This is a genomic window from Leucobacter chromiireducens (genome assembly GCF_051993095.1).
Lineage (GTDB): Bacteria > Actinomycetota > Actinomycetes > Actinomycetales > Microbacteriaceae > Leucobacter > Leucobacter chromiireducens.
This window is the reverse complement of sequence record NZ_CP197024.1, coordinates 274,526-288,083: the sequence shown is the minus strand read 5'-3', so window position 1 is coordinate 288,083 and position 13,558 is coordinate 274,526. Positions and strand designations below refer to the sequence as shown.

Sequence of the window (13,558 nt, the reverse complement as noted above, 5' to 3'; positions counted from 1 at the left end):
GCCGCAGTTACGCCGGGTAGACTCGTCGCCGTGAAGAACCCCCGGACCGCCTGGATTGTGTACATCGTGCTGCGACTGCTCTTTTTCGCAGCCCCGTTCGCGGTGTTCTTCCTGATGGGCATCAAGCCGTGGCTTGCGGCAATCTTCGCAGCCCTCATCGGGGTCTCGCTGTCCATCATTTTCCTCTCGAAGCCGCGTGACACCGCGTCCGAGAGTATTTACGACTGGCGCAACCGCGAGCGCACGGCAGACAGCATCGTCGAGGACGAGGCGATGGACGCCGAGACGCAGGGCACCGCGGCAGCAGCCGCTGAAACGGTGAGCGCCGAGGCAGTGGACGCTGAGACCGCACACACCGACGCGAAGCCCACGCAGCTGTAGCCAACCAAGCGCTAGGCGCGGGCGGCCGCCATGTGCTCGTGCAGGCGAGCCTCAAGCCGGGGCACCCGCCCATCGAGCAGGAAGCCGTCGCCCCGCGGGATGTCGCGCGAGACCGACACCTCCCCCGCAATCGCCCCGGCGCGCTGTGGGAGCACGAGCACCCGGTCGCTCAGCCGCACAGCCTCGCGAATGTCGTGCGTGATGAGCAGGATGCTCCAGCCGTGCTCGGCCCAGATGTCGAGGAGCCAACGCTGCAGCTCATCCCGGGTGATCGCGTCGAGCGCACCAAACGGCTCGTCGAGCAACAGCACGGGCTTCCCCTGCACCACGGTGCGGAGAAACGAGACGCGCTGGCGCATGCCGCCGGAAAGCTGCCGCGGGTAGCGCTCCTCTGTACCGGCGAGCCCGAACGGCGCGAAGAGCGCGGCCGCACGATCGCGCGCCGCACGCTTCTGCGCCCCGGCGACCTCGAGCCCGATGCACGCGTTGTCGAGCACGCGCCGCCACGGCAGCAGCACATCGCGCTGCGGCATGAACGCGAAGGGACGATCGAGGCCCATCTCGGCGGGATCGATGCGAGCGCCGCCGTAGCGAATCTCGCCCGTGTCGGCGCGCAGCGCGCCCGTGAGCAGTGCGAGCAGCGTCGACTTCCCCGAGCCGCTCGCGCCCACGAGCGAGACGATCTCGCCGGCACTCACACGCAGCGAGATGTCTGCGAGCACGGGGTGCTCGCCAAACGCCTTCGCGATCCCAATCAGCTCGAGTGCGCTGCCCGCCCCGCTCACCGTGCGCGTCCCTGCTCGATGCGCAGCCAGGGCACCGAGACCCGCTCGATGAGGATCACGAGGCCGAACAGCGCGAGCGTGACGAGCGAGGACACCGTGACCGCCGCAAGCACGAGATCCGTGCGGAACACGTGCTTCGCCGACTGCATGTAGACCCCAAGCCCCGCGACCGCCCCCGCGTACTCGGCAAAGATGGTGCCCACCACGGCGTAGGTGATGGAAATGCGCAGGGCAGAGAAGAAGGATGGGATGCCCGCGGGGAGGCGCACGAAGCGAAACAGCTGCCAGCGGCCCGCCCCCATCGAGCGAAGCAGCACCTCCGCATCGGGATCGGCCTCAGCGAAGCCGCGCAGCAGCCCAACCACCATGGGGAAGAAGGTGACGAACGCGACAAGCAGCACCTTCGGGAGCAGACCGAAGCCGAACCAGAGCACCACGAGCGGCGCAAGGGCGATGAGTGGCAGGGTCTGGCTCACCACGAGGAGCGGGAGAATCGCACTGCGGAGGAGCGGGGAGAAGTCGAGCAGCGTCGCCGCGAGGAACGCCACCGCGACGGAGAGCGTGAAGCCCGTGAGCGTCGCCGTCACCGTGGTGAGGGTGTGGCGCAGCAGCGCGTCGCGTTCAGCGAGTCCGGATTCGAGAATGCGTGTGGGGGCCGGCAGCATGTCGGGTGGCACGAGACCCGCCGTCGTGGCGGTCTGCCAGATCACGAGCAGCAGCGCGAAGGCCGCGACGGGCGGCAGCACCCGCGCGAGCGCTCGGCCCACCGTGTGACTGGCGGCGTTCCCCGCACCGCCAGTCACCGCGGTGCGCGGCGCTGCGGCCCCCACGCCGCTCACCCGCGGAGCTCGGTGTAGTACTCGGTCCAGTCGGGTTCCTCGGTGACGGGTTTGCCCTCGGAGTCCGTGAGGAAGCCGCCGTCGAAGAGGAAGGCGCCGAACTCTGCCCAGGCTTCCGGGTTCACCTCGCCGATGTCATGCCCCTTCGCCACGAGGTAGCCATCCTCCGCCATGAGTTTCGCGCTGCGGCGCACGAGCTCCTCGGCGGTGCCGAGGGTGTCTGGATTCGCCGCGATCAGGATGTCGGCGGCCTCCTCCGGGTGCTCTGCGGCAAACGCGTAGCCGCGCGCAACCGCCTCAACGAACGCGCGCGCCTCCGTCGGGTGCGCTGCGAGGTACGCGTCGCTCGAGATGATGCCGGTGGACTGCTGCTCGGGCACGCCGAAGTCCTGGTAGCGCCAGGCGCGATACGGGTGGCCGTCGATCTCCATCTGGAGGTTTTCCCACGTTGAGACAGAGAGAGTGAAGTCGATGCGCCCCTGCGAGAGCGCCTCATACGCGCCGGTGTCGAGCACGACCTCCTCAAAGTTGCCTGCCCCGCCGTCACCCTGGATCGTGGTCTTCGCGAGCGCGCCGAAGAGCGGGGCGCCAAAGCCACCGAACACGAGGCCGTCGAGATCCTTCGGACGGGTGAGGTCATCGCGAGAGCCGAGCACCACGAGGCGGCCAGTGTCGGTCTGCGTGACGCGGTAGACGGACACCACGTCAAGGCCTGAAGTGCGCGCCATCTGCACGCCTGACTGCCCACCGATGCCAAAGTCGGCCTCGCCGGCGGAGACGAGCTGGCTCGAGGGGGTCGACCCGTAGGGCAGAATTTCGACGTCGAGGCCGGCGTCGGCGAAGAAGCCCTCCGCCTCGGCCACGTACACGCCAATGTGGTTCGTGTTCGGCGCCCAATCGAGCGCGAAGCTCACGTGCGCGGTGCCCTGCCCCGCTGCCGTGGAGTCGGCGCTCTGCAATCCCGCGGGAGCGGCACAGCCAACGAGCGCGAGCGCGCCCGTCGCGAGGACCGCAGCGGCGGCGAAGAGACGACGTGCGGGTGGACGTGAGTGGGTATGGTGACGCAAAAGCGTGCCCTTTCATTCATTGATGGGCACGGGTGTGAAAAGAGTGTCTCCCTGCGCTGGCATGATCCAGATCAGGTTCGACGGTCGAAGGTTGATGACCTTCCTCTCAGCCCGGCCTACCGGACTCCCGTGTGCTCAACACCGTAGCAGAATTCCGGATCGCGGAATTGGGCCGGAATCTTCTATGGTGGGTGCCGTGACCCACGCAAGCGACACCGCAGACTCCGCATCCCCTCAGACCCCGGCCGTCGGGCCCGACATGACCCCGCAGCAGTACGGGGTGGGCGCCCGCTTCACGCTCTCCGTGTACGACTCCGACTACGTGCGGATCATCCTCGGCGCGCTCGAGCAGGCCGACCGCACGGGCCTCACACTCGAGACGAACGACATCTCGACCTTCGTCGGTGGCACCGAGCAGCGCGTGCTCGAGTTTCTGCGCGACGTGATCGGCGCTGCGGCGGCGAGCGGTGCGCACATCTCCGCCGCGATCCTGCTCTCACGCGGCTGCCCGGGGGAACTCGCCTGCGCGCTCCCCGCCGGCGTGCCCGCGCTCGGCGCGGCCCCCGTATCGCTCGCCCCGGCTGGGGTGCGCGCCCGCGCACACTGGTCGCTCTATCCCCTGCTCGACGGGGGCAGCGAGGGTGACCACATGTCACCGATATACGCCGCCATCGAGGACGCGAAGACCGCAGGAATCTACTCGGGATCGGACCACTTCGCCACCCGCCTCGACGGCGATCTCGCCGCCGTGCTGCAAACCGCGGCGAACGGCTGGATCGGGGTGGGTGGTGTCGTGCAGCACGTCACCACCCACCTCACCGTGTCACTGAACAGCCCCACGCAGATCGCCGACTGAGCCGGCGCCGGGCGCGGGGGGCCGGGCGGCTACGCCTGCGAGGCTTCCCACCCGGCGTTCAGCGCCGCATAGCGCCCACCCGCTGCGATGAGCTCGGCCGGGCTCCCATCCTCGACCACTCGACCGTGCTCCATGACGAGCACGCGATCGGCGATCGCGACGGTCGAGAGGCGGTGCGCAATGATGATCGCGGTGCGATCGGCGAGGAGCCGCTGCAGCGCGTCTTGTACGAGCCGCTCGCTCGGCAGATCGAGCGAGGCGGTGGCCTCGTCGAGGATAAGCACCCGCGGATCAGCGAGGAAGGCGCGCGCGAACGAGATCAGCTGCCGCTGCCCCGCCGAGACGCGGCCGCCGCGCTTGTTCACGTCAGTGTCGTAGCCGTCGGGCAGCGCCTCGATGAAGGCGTCAGCCCCGACGGCGCGCGCCGCGGCGCGAATCTCCTCGGCGCTCGCGTCCGGTCGGCCGAGCGCGATGTTGTCGGCGACCGTACCGCTGAAGAGGTACGCCTCCTGCGTCACCATGACGATCGCGCGGCGCAGGTCCGCGGGGTCAAGCTCCCGCAGATCCACCTCGTCGAGCGACACCACACCGGTCGTCGGGTCGTAGAAGCGCGCCACAAGCTTCGCGAGCGTGGACTTGCCAGCGCCCGTCGTGCCCACAAGCGCAACGGTCTGCCCCGCAGGAATCACGAGGTCGCAGTCGGCGAGCACGGTGCGCCCGCCGCCGTAGCCGAAGCTCACGCCGTCAAACTCAAGCTCACCGCGCGCGGCGGGGAGCGGGGTGGGGGCCTCCGGATCCCGCACTGTTGGATCTTCCTCGAGCACGCCCGACACCTTCTCGAGCGCCGCGGTGGCCGACTGATACGAGTTCAAGAACATCGCCACCTCCTCGATCGGACCGAAGAAGTTGCGCACGTAGAGCACAGCTGCGAGCAGCACGCCGATGGCGAGCGCCCCGTCGGCAACGCGCAGCGCACCCCACAGCAGCACCACGCCGATGGTCACGTTGGCGAGCAGAATGAGGCCCGGATCGAGCACCCCGAAGAGGCGGAACACGCGCAGGTTCGCCTGGCGGTAGTTCTCCGCTACGGTGCCGAACTCCTTGCGGTTGCGCGGCTCGCGGCGGAACGCCTGCACCGCCCGGATGCCCGTCATCGTCTCAACAAACTGCACGATGAGGCGGGCGCTCACCACACGGGTGGCGCGGAACCCCTTTTGCGACTCGACCACGAACCAGCGCATCAGGATAACGAGCGGGATCCCCATGCCGAGCAGGATCAGGCCGCTGCGCCAATCGATGAGGAACAGCATGATGAGCGTGAAACTGCCGATGAGGATCGCGTCGATCAGCTCATTCAGACTGCCATCGAGCAGCTCCTGGATCGACTCGAGGTCGCTCGTCTGGCGCGCAATGATGCGACCCGAGGTGTATCCCTCGTGGAATTCGAGGCTGAGGCGCTGCGTGTGCCGGAAGATCCGGATCCGCAGCTCCATCATCACGGCCTGCGTGAGCCGCGCGATGAGCACGATGTACCAACCGACCAACAGGGAGCCGAGCGTCCCCGTCACGAGGAAGGCGAGCCCGATGCCGACCGCCGGCATCCAGTCGCCATCGTTCACCGCGCGCGGGAGTGCCTCGTCGATGCCGAAGGCGATGAGGGTGGGTCCCACGGCGCGCGCCGCCGTCGAGATGACAATGACGATCGCGGTGAGAGCGATCAGGCCCTTGAGCGGGCGCAGGATCGAGCCGAGCAGGCGGAGCGAGCGGCGGCGGATCGCGCGGCTCTCCTCGCGGGTGTACTGGTCGCGGTCTTCGCCGCTCGTGCCGTGCACGCTTGCGGGGCTCATGCGCGGTCCTCCTCTCGGGGCTCCGGGGTTGTGGCAATCAAGTGTCTGTAGTGGGCGCTCTCGCGCAAGAGCTCGGTGTGCGTGCCGATCGCGATGATCTTGCCGTCACGCAACACGGCAACCCGGTCGGCCATCGATACGGTCGAGGGGCGGTGCGCGACGATAAGCGCGGTGGTGCCCTCGAGCACGCGACGAAGCGCGGCCTCAACGAGGGCCTCCGTGTCGACATCGAGCGCCGAGAGCGGGTCGTCGAGCACGAGCACATCGGGGGCGGCGGCCACCACGCGGGCGAGCGCGAGGCGCTGCCGCTGACCACCGGAGAGCGAAAGCCCTTCCTCGCCCACCTCGGTGTCGAGCCCCTCCGGGAGCTCGTAGGCAAAGCCGGCCTGCGCGACCTCGAGCGCTTCGGTGAGCACCGCGTCAGCCTCGGGGCTGGCGGGGTCGAGGTCGTCTCGGCCGAGCAGCACATTCTCGCGCACGGAGGCGGAGAACAGGATCGGTTCTTCGAACGCGACCCCGATGCGGCGGCGCAGTTCTTCAAGCCGCAGTTCGCGCACATCGACCCCGTCGAGGGTCACCGCGCCGCCCGTCACGTCGAACAGGCGCGTCGGGAGCGTGGTCATGGTCGTCTTGCCCGAGCCCGTCGCGCCGACGAGTGCGAGGGTCTCCCCCGGGCGCAGCGCGAGGTCCACGCCGTCGAGCAGCGCGGGTTCCGATGCGGCGGCGTCCGGGTAGCGGAAGGTCACGTCGTGGAACACGAGTTCGCCGCGCGGCTCGGAGATGGTGCGGGGCGTCTCGGGATCCTGCACCGTGATCGGCGCGTCGAACACCTCGAAGATGCGATCGGTCGCCGTGCGCGTGTCGACGAGGAACGAGTAGAGGTACCCGAGCGACGACATCGGCCACTGGAGCGCAGCGGCCATCGCGAAGAACGCGACGAGCTCACCGACCGTGAGCAGGCCGTGCGCGGCAAGCCACACTCCCGTAATGAAGCAGGCGCCGAGCGCGAGAATCGGCACAAGTTCGTGCCAGAACCAAAGCGCGCCCACCTCTTTCGCCTTACGCATCTCTGTCTCGCGCAGCGTCTCCGCGCGGCTGCGGAACTGGCCGAGCGCGTGGCCGCCGCGGCCGAACGCCTTCAGCACGCGGATGCCGTGCACGCTCTCTTCGACCGCGGTCGCGAGGTCGCCCGCCTGGTCCTGGCTGCGCCGAGACAGCACACCGTAGCGCTGCTCGAAGCTGAACCCCACGATCCAGACCGGGATCGAGCAGATCACAAACACGGTGCCGAGCGCCCAGTGCCAGCGGAATAGCAGCGCCGCGCCGATCACAATGGTGAGCAGGTTGATGAGCAGCAGGATCAGGCCGAAGGCGAGCCACCGGCGAATGGTGCCGATGTCCTGCATCATGCGGCTGAGCAGCTGCCCCGACTGCCACCGGTCGTGGAACGCGACCGGGAGACGCTGCAGGCGATCGTAGAACGACTGGCGAATGCGGTACTCGATGCCCGTCGAGGGGGCGAGCACGAAGCGGCGACGCAGGAAGACCATCAGGGCTTCCAGCACGCCGAGGGCGAGCACGGCGAGCGTCGCCCACACGATTTGGCGGCGATCGCCGGTGGTGATGGGGCCGTCAACAGCCCACTGCAGCACGAGCGGAATGAGCAGGCTGGCAACTGCAGCGCCGAGCCCCACGAGCGCGCCGCCAATGAGGCGGGGCAGTGCGGGGCGCGCAAAGGGAAGGAGGCGCGCGAGGGCGCGAGCCGTCGACAGGCGAGGCGCCTGAACGGCTGCGTCGTCAGTGCCGGGGGTGGCGTCGTCTGCGGGCGACGCGGAAGCGTGAGAAGTCATGATCCCTGATCGAAGAGTGCGCGCGAGTGCGGCGCGAAAGAAGCTGGAAGCGGGAGGGGCGGCAGCGCGCGAAGCGGCGGGCCGCGGGAAACCTAATGTCCGGTCAGCAGGGTGCCCGGACGAGCGAGATCTGCTGCGGTGATGATTGACGCCATGATCTGCTCCTTTCCGGGTCTTCGGGGATACCGAGAATTACCCTATCCGGGTGAGCGCGCGCCGCGCAAGCACCAATTCTGTGTGGTTCGGCGTGGTGTGCGCAGTAGCCTGGGCGCATGACCGCCCGCCGATCCCCCTGGCTGTGGGGCGCCGCGACCCTGCTCGCGGTCGCGCTGCTTGCCGTCTCCGCCGCGCTCGGCGTCACCGTCTACGGCATGCCGGTGGTGGAGAGTCTCATGATTGCGGCCACGCAGTCGGCCGGGTTGCTCATCGCGCTACGCTTCCCCCGCTGGGGCCTCGCGGTGCTGACGATTGCGGTGATCTCGGGGCTCACGCTCGCGCAGCCCACCGCCACGGCGCCCTGGCCTGTGCAGGTCACCTCCCTCCTCGCGCTCCTCGCGACGTACGTACTCGTCGCGCTCCACGGGCGGTGGCTGGCCGCGGTCGCGAGCGCCGCGCTCATCGGTATCACGGCGAGCGGTGTCGCCTCGGGCGCGGGGAACACCGTCCCGGGTGGCCCGATGGTGGCGAACCTCATCGTGCTGCTCGCGCTCTCCACGATCACGATCGGGATCACGACGCTGGTGCGCGCCGTCCGCGCGGCACGGGGTGAGCTCGCCGAGGCGCGCGAAGTCTCCGAACTCGAACTCGCGCGCCGCCAGATCGCCGAGGAGCGCACGCGCATCGCCCGCGAGATGCACGACGTGGTGGCGCACGGCATGTCGGTGATCCAGGTGCAGGCGGCGAGCGCGCGCTACCGCTTCCCGGAGATCGACGAGGCGGTAGCCGACGAATTCGACGAGCTCGCGGCAACCGCCCGCACCGCGCTCGGCGAGATGCGCGCCCTGCTCGGCGTGCTGCGGGCCGACGACGGCGCCGAGCACGCGCCGCAGCCGGGCCTCGGCGACCTCCCCGAGCTCGTCGCCCGGTCGCGGGCGACGCTCACCGACCAGCTTCCCGGCCCCCTCGCCGCACGCATGGACCCCGTGTGCCAGCTCGCGGTCTACCGGGTGGTGCAGGAGTCGCTCGGCAACGCAGCCCGGCACGCCGCCGGAGCATCCGCCACGGTGTCGCTTGCCCCCGAGCCGCCGGCACCCGCAGTGCCCGCGGGCGTGCGGGTCATCGTGCAGAACGGAGCGCCGCCGGCCGACCGCACGGTGCGGGCCGCCCCCGACCCGAGTGGCCACGGCATCCGCGGCATGCGCGAGCGGGTCACCGCGCTCGGCGGTGCACTCTCCGCGGATCCCTCCCCCGGCGGCGGGTTCCAGGTCACCGCCCTGCTGCCCATCGTTCCGGGCACGCAGCTCACACTCCGCCATCCCGTTTCTCCCGAGGAGCCCTCCGCATGACCATCTCCGTTCTCATCGTCGACGACCAGGCGATGGTGCGCGCGGGCTTCGCCGCGATCCTCGATGCGCAGCCCGACCTCACCGTGGTGGGCCAGGCCGCAGACGGCGCCGAGGGGGTGGCGCTGTCGCACCGCCTCCGACCCGACGTCGTGCTGATGGACGTGCGCATGCCGGAGATGAACGGCCTCGAGGCAACGCGGGCACTCATGTCGCCGCCGGCGCGCGTCGACCATGTGCCGCGCGTCGTGATCCTCACCACCTTCGACATTGACGAGTACGTGCACGAAGCCCTGGGTGCGGGAGCGAGCGGCTTCCTCCTCAAGGACGCACCCCCAGCCGACCTGGTGAACGCCGTGCGGGTGGTCGCCGCGGGCGATGCGCTGCTCGCCCCGAGCGTCACCCGTCGCCTCCTGGAGCGCTTCGCCGAGCAGCGCCCGCCGCGCGACACGCACGCGCTCCGACTCGCCGAGCTCACCGAACGCGAGCGCGAAATCCTGGTGCTCATTGGCGCGGGGCGTTCGAACACCGAGATCGCCGGCGAGCTGTTCATCGCCGAGCAGACGGTGAAGTCGCATGTCACGCGGATCTTCACGAAGTTGGGGCTGCGCGATCGTGTGCAGGCGGTGATCCTCGCTTACGACGCGGGCCTCGTCGAACCGGATCGCTAGGCCGCACCCATACCCCGGTAGGGGGTCGAAAGCGCACCTCGGGGTGATGCCTGCGCGAGTTTCCTCGCGGGACTGTTCTTCCAGCACGTTGGAAGGACCCTCGCATGACCCTCGTATCGCCCGCGCCTCGTCGCGCGTCAGCCCCGCCCGCAGCGCCCCACGCTCCGCAGCCGGGCACCGCTCCCCTGACCGCCTCGCGCAGCGCGGCGCCCGGCCGCGATCGCGCGGTCGACCTGGTGCGCGCGGCCTGTCTCATCGCGGTCGTCGTGATGCACAGCCTCATGGTGGGCATCGGTATCCGGGATGGTGAGGTGGTGCTCGAGAACGCGCTCGAATCATGGAGTGGCTTCACGGTGTTCTCGTGGTTCACGCAGATGATGCCACTGTTCTTCATCATGGGCGGTTTCGCCTCCGCGACACACTTCCGTCGGGTGCGGGGTCGGGGCGTCGGAACCGCGCCGTACCTCGCGACCCGCATGCGCCGCCTCCTCCCCGTGCCACTCGCCGCCGCCGTGGCCGTCACCGCCACGCTCGCCGCATTGAGCGCCGCCGGTCTGTCCCCCGAACTCGTCGCCACCGCCGGTTGGCGCATCAGCCAGCCGCTGTGGTTCCTCGGGGTCTACGTGCTCTGCACGGCGTTCGTGCCGCTCGGGCTCCGCCTGCACGAACGCGCCCCCGTCGCCACACTTATTTCGATCGGGATCGGGATCGCGGCCGTCGACGCCGTCCGATTCCTCAGCGGGGTGGACGCGATTGGCTTCGCGAACCTGCTCTTCGTGTGGCTGTTCGTGCAGCAACTGGGGTTCTGGCTCGCGGACGGCCGGGTGCCTTCACTCCGCGTTGCCGGCTGGGCAGTTGTTGGGCTCGCCGCGCTCATGCTCACGGGGCTCAGCCCGGCGAACCTGTACGAGGCGCTCAACCCACCCACCGCCGCCCTCGCGCTCCTCGGGGTGGTGCAGCTGGCACTCTTCGCGCGTTTCCGCCCGGCGCTCGCGGCGTGGGCTGAGTCGCCACGCGTGCAGCGCTGCTCTGATGCACTGAACGGCGCCTCGATGACCGTGTACGCCTGGCACATGCCCGTGGTGGTGCTGCTCGCCGGGGCCACGCTTGCAGCCGGCTCACTCGGAGGCGCTGCCGCGCTGATCCCCGATCCGCTCTCCGCAGCATGGTGGCTCGGCCGCCCGGCGTGGCTGCTCGCCGCAGCGCTCGCGGTCGCCGCGGTGATGCCGCTCGTGCACCGCTGGGAGCGCCGCCCGTCTGCCGCACCGGTCAGCGCACAGCCGATCCGAGTGGCGGCCGCGGTGCTGTGCGGCGCGGGTGGCGTGCTCGTGGTGCTCGCCACCGGCGGCGCACTCTGGGCCTGGGCTGCCGGCGCGATCCTGCTCGCCCTGGGCACCCGTGCGGTGACGGCCCGGGCGGCGACCAGGCCCCCGGCTTCTCCCCGTCCCCCTGCCCACCCCCACTCGATCGGGGTCACTTCGGCAGGGTGTCGCTGAGCGCATCCGCACGACACCCTGCCGAAGTGACCCCGATTCAGGAGGAACGGGGGGGGAGGGGCGGGTCAGGTTAGAAGGCGAACGCCAGGCCGAGCAGCACGCCGTAGACGAGGCCCGCGAGGCTCGTGAGCTGCAGCACGAGGATGAGCTCCTTCGGCGTCTTCGCGGTGAGCACGATCAGGATGCACGGGGCGACGATGAGCAGCACCAGCCACACGAGCACCATGCCCGGGTGCGCGAAGCCGAACACCGCGGGCACCACAAACGGCAGCAGGAGGCAGACGACGAAGAGAATCCGCGAGGCGCGATCCCCCATGCGCACCGCGAGCGTCTTCTTGCCGGCAAGCTTGTCCGTAGGGATGTCGCGAACGTTGTTCACGATGAGCACCGCCACCGCGAAGAAGCCCACGCCGGCGCCCGCAAACCACGCCTCCTGCGTCTGAACGTCCGTCTGCAACCACACCGTGCCGACCGTGGCGACGAGGCCGAAGAAGATGAACACGACCACCTCGCCGAGGCCCGCGTAACCATACGGACGCTTGCCGCCTGTGTAAAACCACGCGGCGACAATGGCGACCGCGCCGAGCGCGAGGAACCACCAGCGACCGCTCAGCGCGACCGCGACGAGGCCGGCCACCGCGGCGAGGCCGAAGAAGGTGAGTGCCGTGACGAGTACGTGCTTCGGGTTGACGAGCCCGGAGCCGGTCAGCCGGGCGGGGCCCACGCGGAACTCATCGGTGCCGCGCACGCCATCTGAGTAGTCGTTCGCGTAGTTCACGCCGATCTGCAGGAACACGGCCACCGCGAGCGCGAGGAGCGTGAGCGGCCAGGAGAAGCCTTGCACCATGTGCGCGATACCGGCACCGGCCGCAACGGGCGCGACGGCCAACGGGAGCGTGCGCAGGCGCGCACCGCCCACCCAGTTGCGCCACGTGATGCGCGGCTCAGCTCCCGCAGCAACACGCTGCTCCGCCGCCGCGCGCACCGCCGGGTTGCCCGACTTCCGTCGATCCTTCGCCTGGTTCACGCCTGATCCTCCCCTGCTGCGCGCCGCGTCTCACGGAAGCTGTCGCGCACACGCCCAATCCACTCGCCGAGTGCGGCGAGATCCGGTTTTCCCCCCGCGAGCCGCGGGATCGAGTCTGTTTCGGTGACCCACTCGGGTACCGCGGCGACGCCCAATTGGGCGCGCACGGCCTCACGCACCGCGGCGAACTCCAGCCGCTCGGTCTCCCCGGCAAGCTCTACCACGAGGGTGACGCGCTCCCCCCACTCGGGGTGCGGTGCGGCGAACGCGACGGCAGAGGCCCAACCGGTGAGCTCGCGCACCACGCGCTCCACCTCGTCGAGCGACACGTTGATGCCGCCGGAAATGAGTACACGATCGAGGCGTCCAGTGACGGTCAGCATGCCGCCCAAGAGTTCCCCGGCGTCGCCGGTGCGATACCACCGGGCGGGCACGCCATCGCGCCCGACCTCGGTAATGAATTTCTCTGCAGTGAGCTGCGGATCCCCCAGGTAGCCGAGCGCGAGCGCCGAGCCCGCGAGCTGCACCTCGCCCGCGCGAATGCGCACCCGGGTGTCGCCGATCTCGACGCCGTCGTAGACGCAGCCGCCCGCGGTCTCCGTCATGCCGTAGCTGCGCTTCAGCGCGACGCCGAGCTCGTGGCAGCGCTGCCGCAGCGCCACGGATACCGCTTGCCCTCCGACGAGCACGGCGTCAAAGCGGCGCAGCGTCTCGGCCGCGGCCGGGTCTGCCGCCGCAAGGTCGAGCAGCCGCGTGAGCTGCACCGGCACCAGCGACACGTAGCGTCGCTCAGCGCTCATCGTGTCCGCGGCTGCGAGCAGCGCCGCGGGATCGAACGGGCCGTCGAAGAACACCGGGTCGATGCCGCTGCGCGCGCTGCGCACGAGCATCTGGATGCCCGAGATCAGGTGGCTCGGCAGGGCGACGAGCCACTGCCCCGGGCCGCCGAATCGCTCGTGCGTGGCGTCGGCGCTCGCGATGAGGGACGCCGCGGAGAGGGCAACCGCCTTCGGGATCCCACTAGAGCCAGAGGTGCGCACCACAAGCGCCGTGCCCTCGAGGAGTGGGGTGTCGAGCAGTTCAGCCACCACTGCGTCATCCGTCCCCGGAGGCACGGGGAACACGGGGGCGCCGCCCGCGAGCGCGTCCTGCAGGGCGGCCAGCAGCCAGGCGCGATCATCGGTTGGGATGGCGCGAAGTCCGGAGTGCGAAGTCACCCCTCCAGGGTACTCGCTGC

Annotated in this window: 12 protein-coding genes and 1 riboswitch; of the genes, 5 read left to right on the top strand and 7 right to left on the bottom strand. The window is 69.9% G+C overall.

What is annotated here, in order from left to right:
- The first annotated feature begins 30 nt into the window (after positions 1-30).
- Entirely contained in the window at positions 31-381 is a 351-nt protein-coding gene (locus ACR81A_RS01315; RefSeq protein WP_337248970.1) for a DUF4229 domain-containing protein, read from the top strand.
- A gap of 11 nt (positions 382-392) precedes the next feature.
- Here ACR81A_RS01315 and ACR81A_RS01310 read toward each other — a convergent pair whose 3' ends face one another.
- From ACR81A_RS01310 to ACR81A_RS01300, 3 genes are read right to left on the bottom strand one after another with little or no spacing between them, the layout of a single operon-like run.
- Positions 393-1,166 carry an ATP-binding cassette domain-containing protein gene (locus ACR81A_RS01310; RefSeq protein ID WP_202382433.1) on the bottom strand — a complete coding sequence of 258 codons (774 nt, stop codon included), beginning with the start codon at positions 1,164-1,166 and terminating at the stop codon, positions 393-395.
- Complete coding sequence (locus tag ACR81A_RS01305) at positions 1,163-2,005, bottom strand: ABC transporter permease (RefSeq protein WP_337248971.1); 843 nt, start codon at positions 2,003-2,005, stop codon at positions 1,163-1,165. Before ACR81A_RS01305 ends, ACR81A_RS01310 begins: the two co-directional genes overlap by 4 nt.
- Positions 2,002-3,072 carry an ABC transporter substrate-binding protein gene (locus ACR81A_RS01300; RefSeq protein ID WP_440312335.1) on the bottom strand — a complete coding sequence of 357 codons (1,071 nt, stop codon included), beginning with the start codon at positions 3,070-3,072 and terminating at the stop codon, positions 2,002-2,004. Before ACR81A_RS01300 ends, ACR81A_RS01305 begins: the two co-directional genes overlap by 4 nt.
- 30 nt (positions 3,073-3,102) lie before the next feature.
- A riboswitch (TPP riboswitch) is annotated at positions 3,103-3,213 on the bottom strand.
- A gap of 55 nt (positions 3,214-3,268) precedes the next feature.
- Here ACR81A_RS01300 and ACR81A_RS01295 point away from each other — a divergent pair.
- Positions 3,269-3,928, top strand: a complete 660-nt coding sequence (locus tag ACR81A_RS01295; protein WP_337248972.1) for a YkoF family thiamine/hydroxymethylpyrimidine-binding protein — start codon at positions 3,269-3,271, stop codon at positions 3,926-3,928.
- A gap of 29 nt (positions 3,929-3,957) precedes the next feature.
- Here the strand turns inward: ACR81A_RS01295 and ACR81A_RS01290 are convergent, their stop codons facing one another.
- Positions 3,958-5,775, bottom strand: a complete 1,818-nt coding sequence (locus ACR81A_RS01290) for an ABC transporter ATP-binding protein (protein ID WP_440312334.1) — start codon at positions 5,773-5,775, stop codon at positions 3,958-3,960.
- Complete coding sequence (locus ACR81A_RS01285; RefSeq protein ID WP_202382437.1) at positions 5,772-7,625, bottom strand: ABC transporter ATP-binding protein; 1,854 nt, start codon at positions 7,623-7,625, stop codon at positions 5,772-5,774. Before ACR81A_RS01285 ends, ACR81A_RS01290 begins: the two co-directional genes overlap by 4 nt.
- 272 nt (positions 7,626-7,897) lie before the next feature.
- Between ACR81A_RS01285 and ACR81A_RS01280 the strand changes: the two genes are divergently transcribed.
- The 3 genes from ACR81A_RS01280 (at position 7,898) to ACR81A_RS01270 (ending at position 11,294) form a co-directional block, all read left to right on the top strand.
- Positions 7,898-9,130 carry a sensor histidine kinase gene (locus ACR81A_RS01280; RefSeq protein WP_440312333.1) on the top strand — a complete coding sequence of 411 codons (1,233 nt, stop codon included), beginning with the start codon at positions 7,898-7,900 and terminating at the stop codon, positions 9,128-9,130.
- Positions 9,127-9,798, top strand: a complete 672-nt coding sequence (locus ACR81A_RS01275) for a response regulator (protein WP_202382439.1) — start codon at positions 9,127-9,129, stop codon at positions 9,796-9,798. The genes ACR81A_RS01280 and ACR81A_RS01275 overlap by 4 nt, the downstream gene beginning before the upstream one ends.
- A 104-nt stretch (positions 9,799-9,902) precedes the next feature.
- Positions 9,903-11,294 carry an acyltransferase family protein gene (locus tag ACR81A_RS01270; RefSeq protein ID WP_202382440.1) on the top strand — a complete coding sequence of 464 codons (1,392 nt, stop codon included), beginning with the start codon at positions 9,903-9,905 and terminating at the stop codon, positions 11,292-11,294.
- A gap of 70 nt (positions 11,295-11,364) precedes the next feature.
- Here the strand turns inward: ACR81A_RS01270 and ACR81A_RS01265 are convergent, their stop codons facing one another.
- Together ACR81A_RS01265 and ACR81A_RS01260 are read right to left on the bottom strand one after the other, a co-directional pair.
- On the bottom strand, positions 11,365-12,321 hold the full coding sequence (locus ACR81A_RS01265; protein WP_440312332.1) for a 1,4-dihydroxy-2-naphthoate polyprenyltransferase: 957 nt from the start codon (positions 12,319-12,321) through the stop codon (positions 11,365-11,367).
- The gene (locus ACR81A_RS01260; RefSeq protein ID WP_337248973.1) at positions 12,318-13,538 is read right to left on the bottom strand and encodes an AMP-binding protein; all 1,221 of its coding nucleotides are present in this window, start codon (positions 13,536-13,538) and stop codon (positions 12,318-12,320) included. Before ACR81A_RS01260 ends, ACR81A_RS01265 begins: the two co-directional genes overlap by 4 nt.
- Positions 13,539-13,558: the final 20 nt, after the last annotated feature.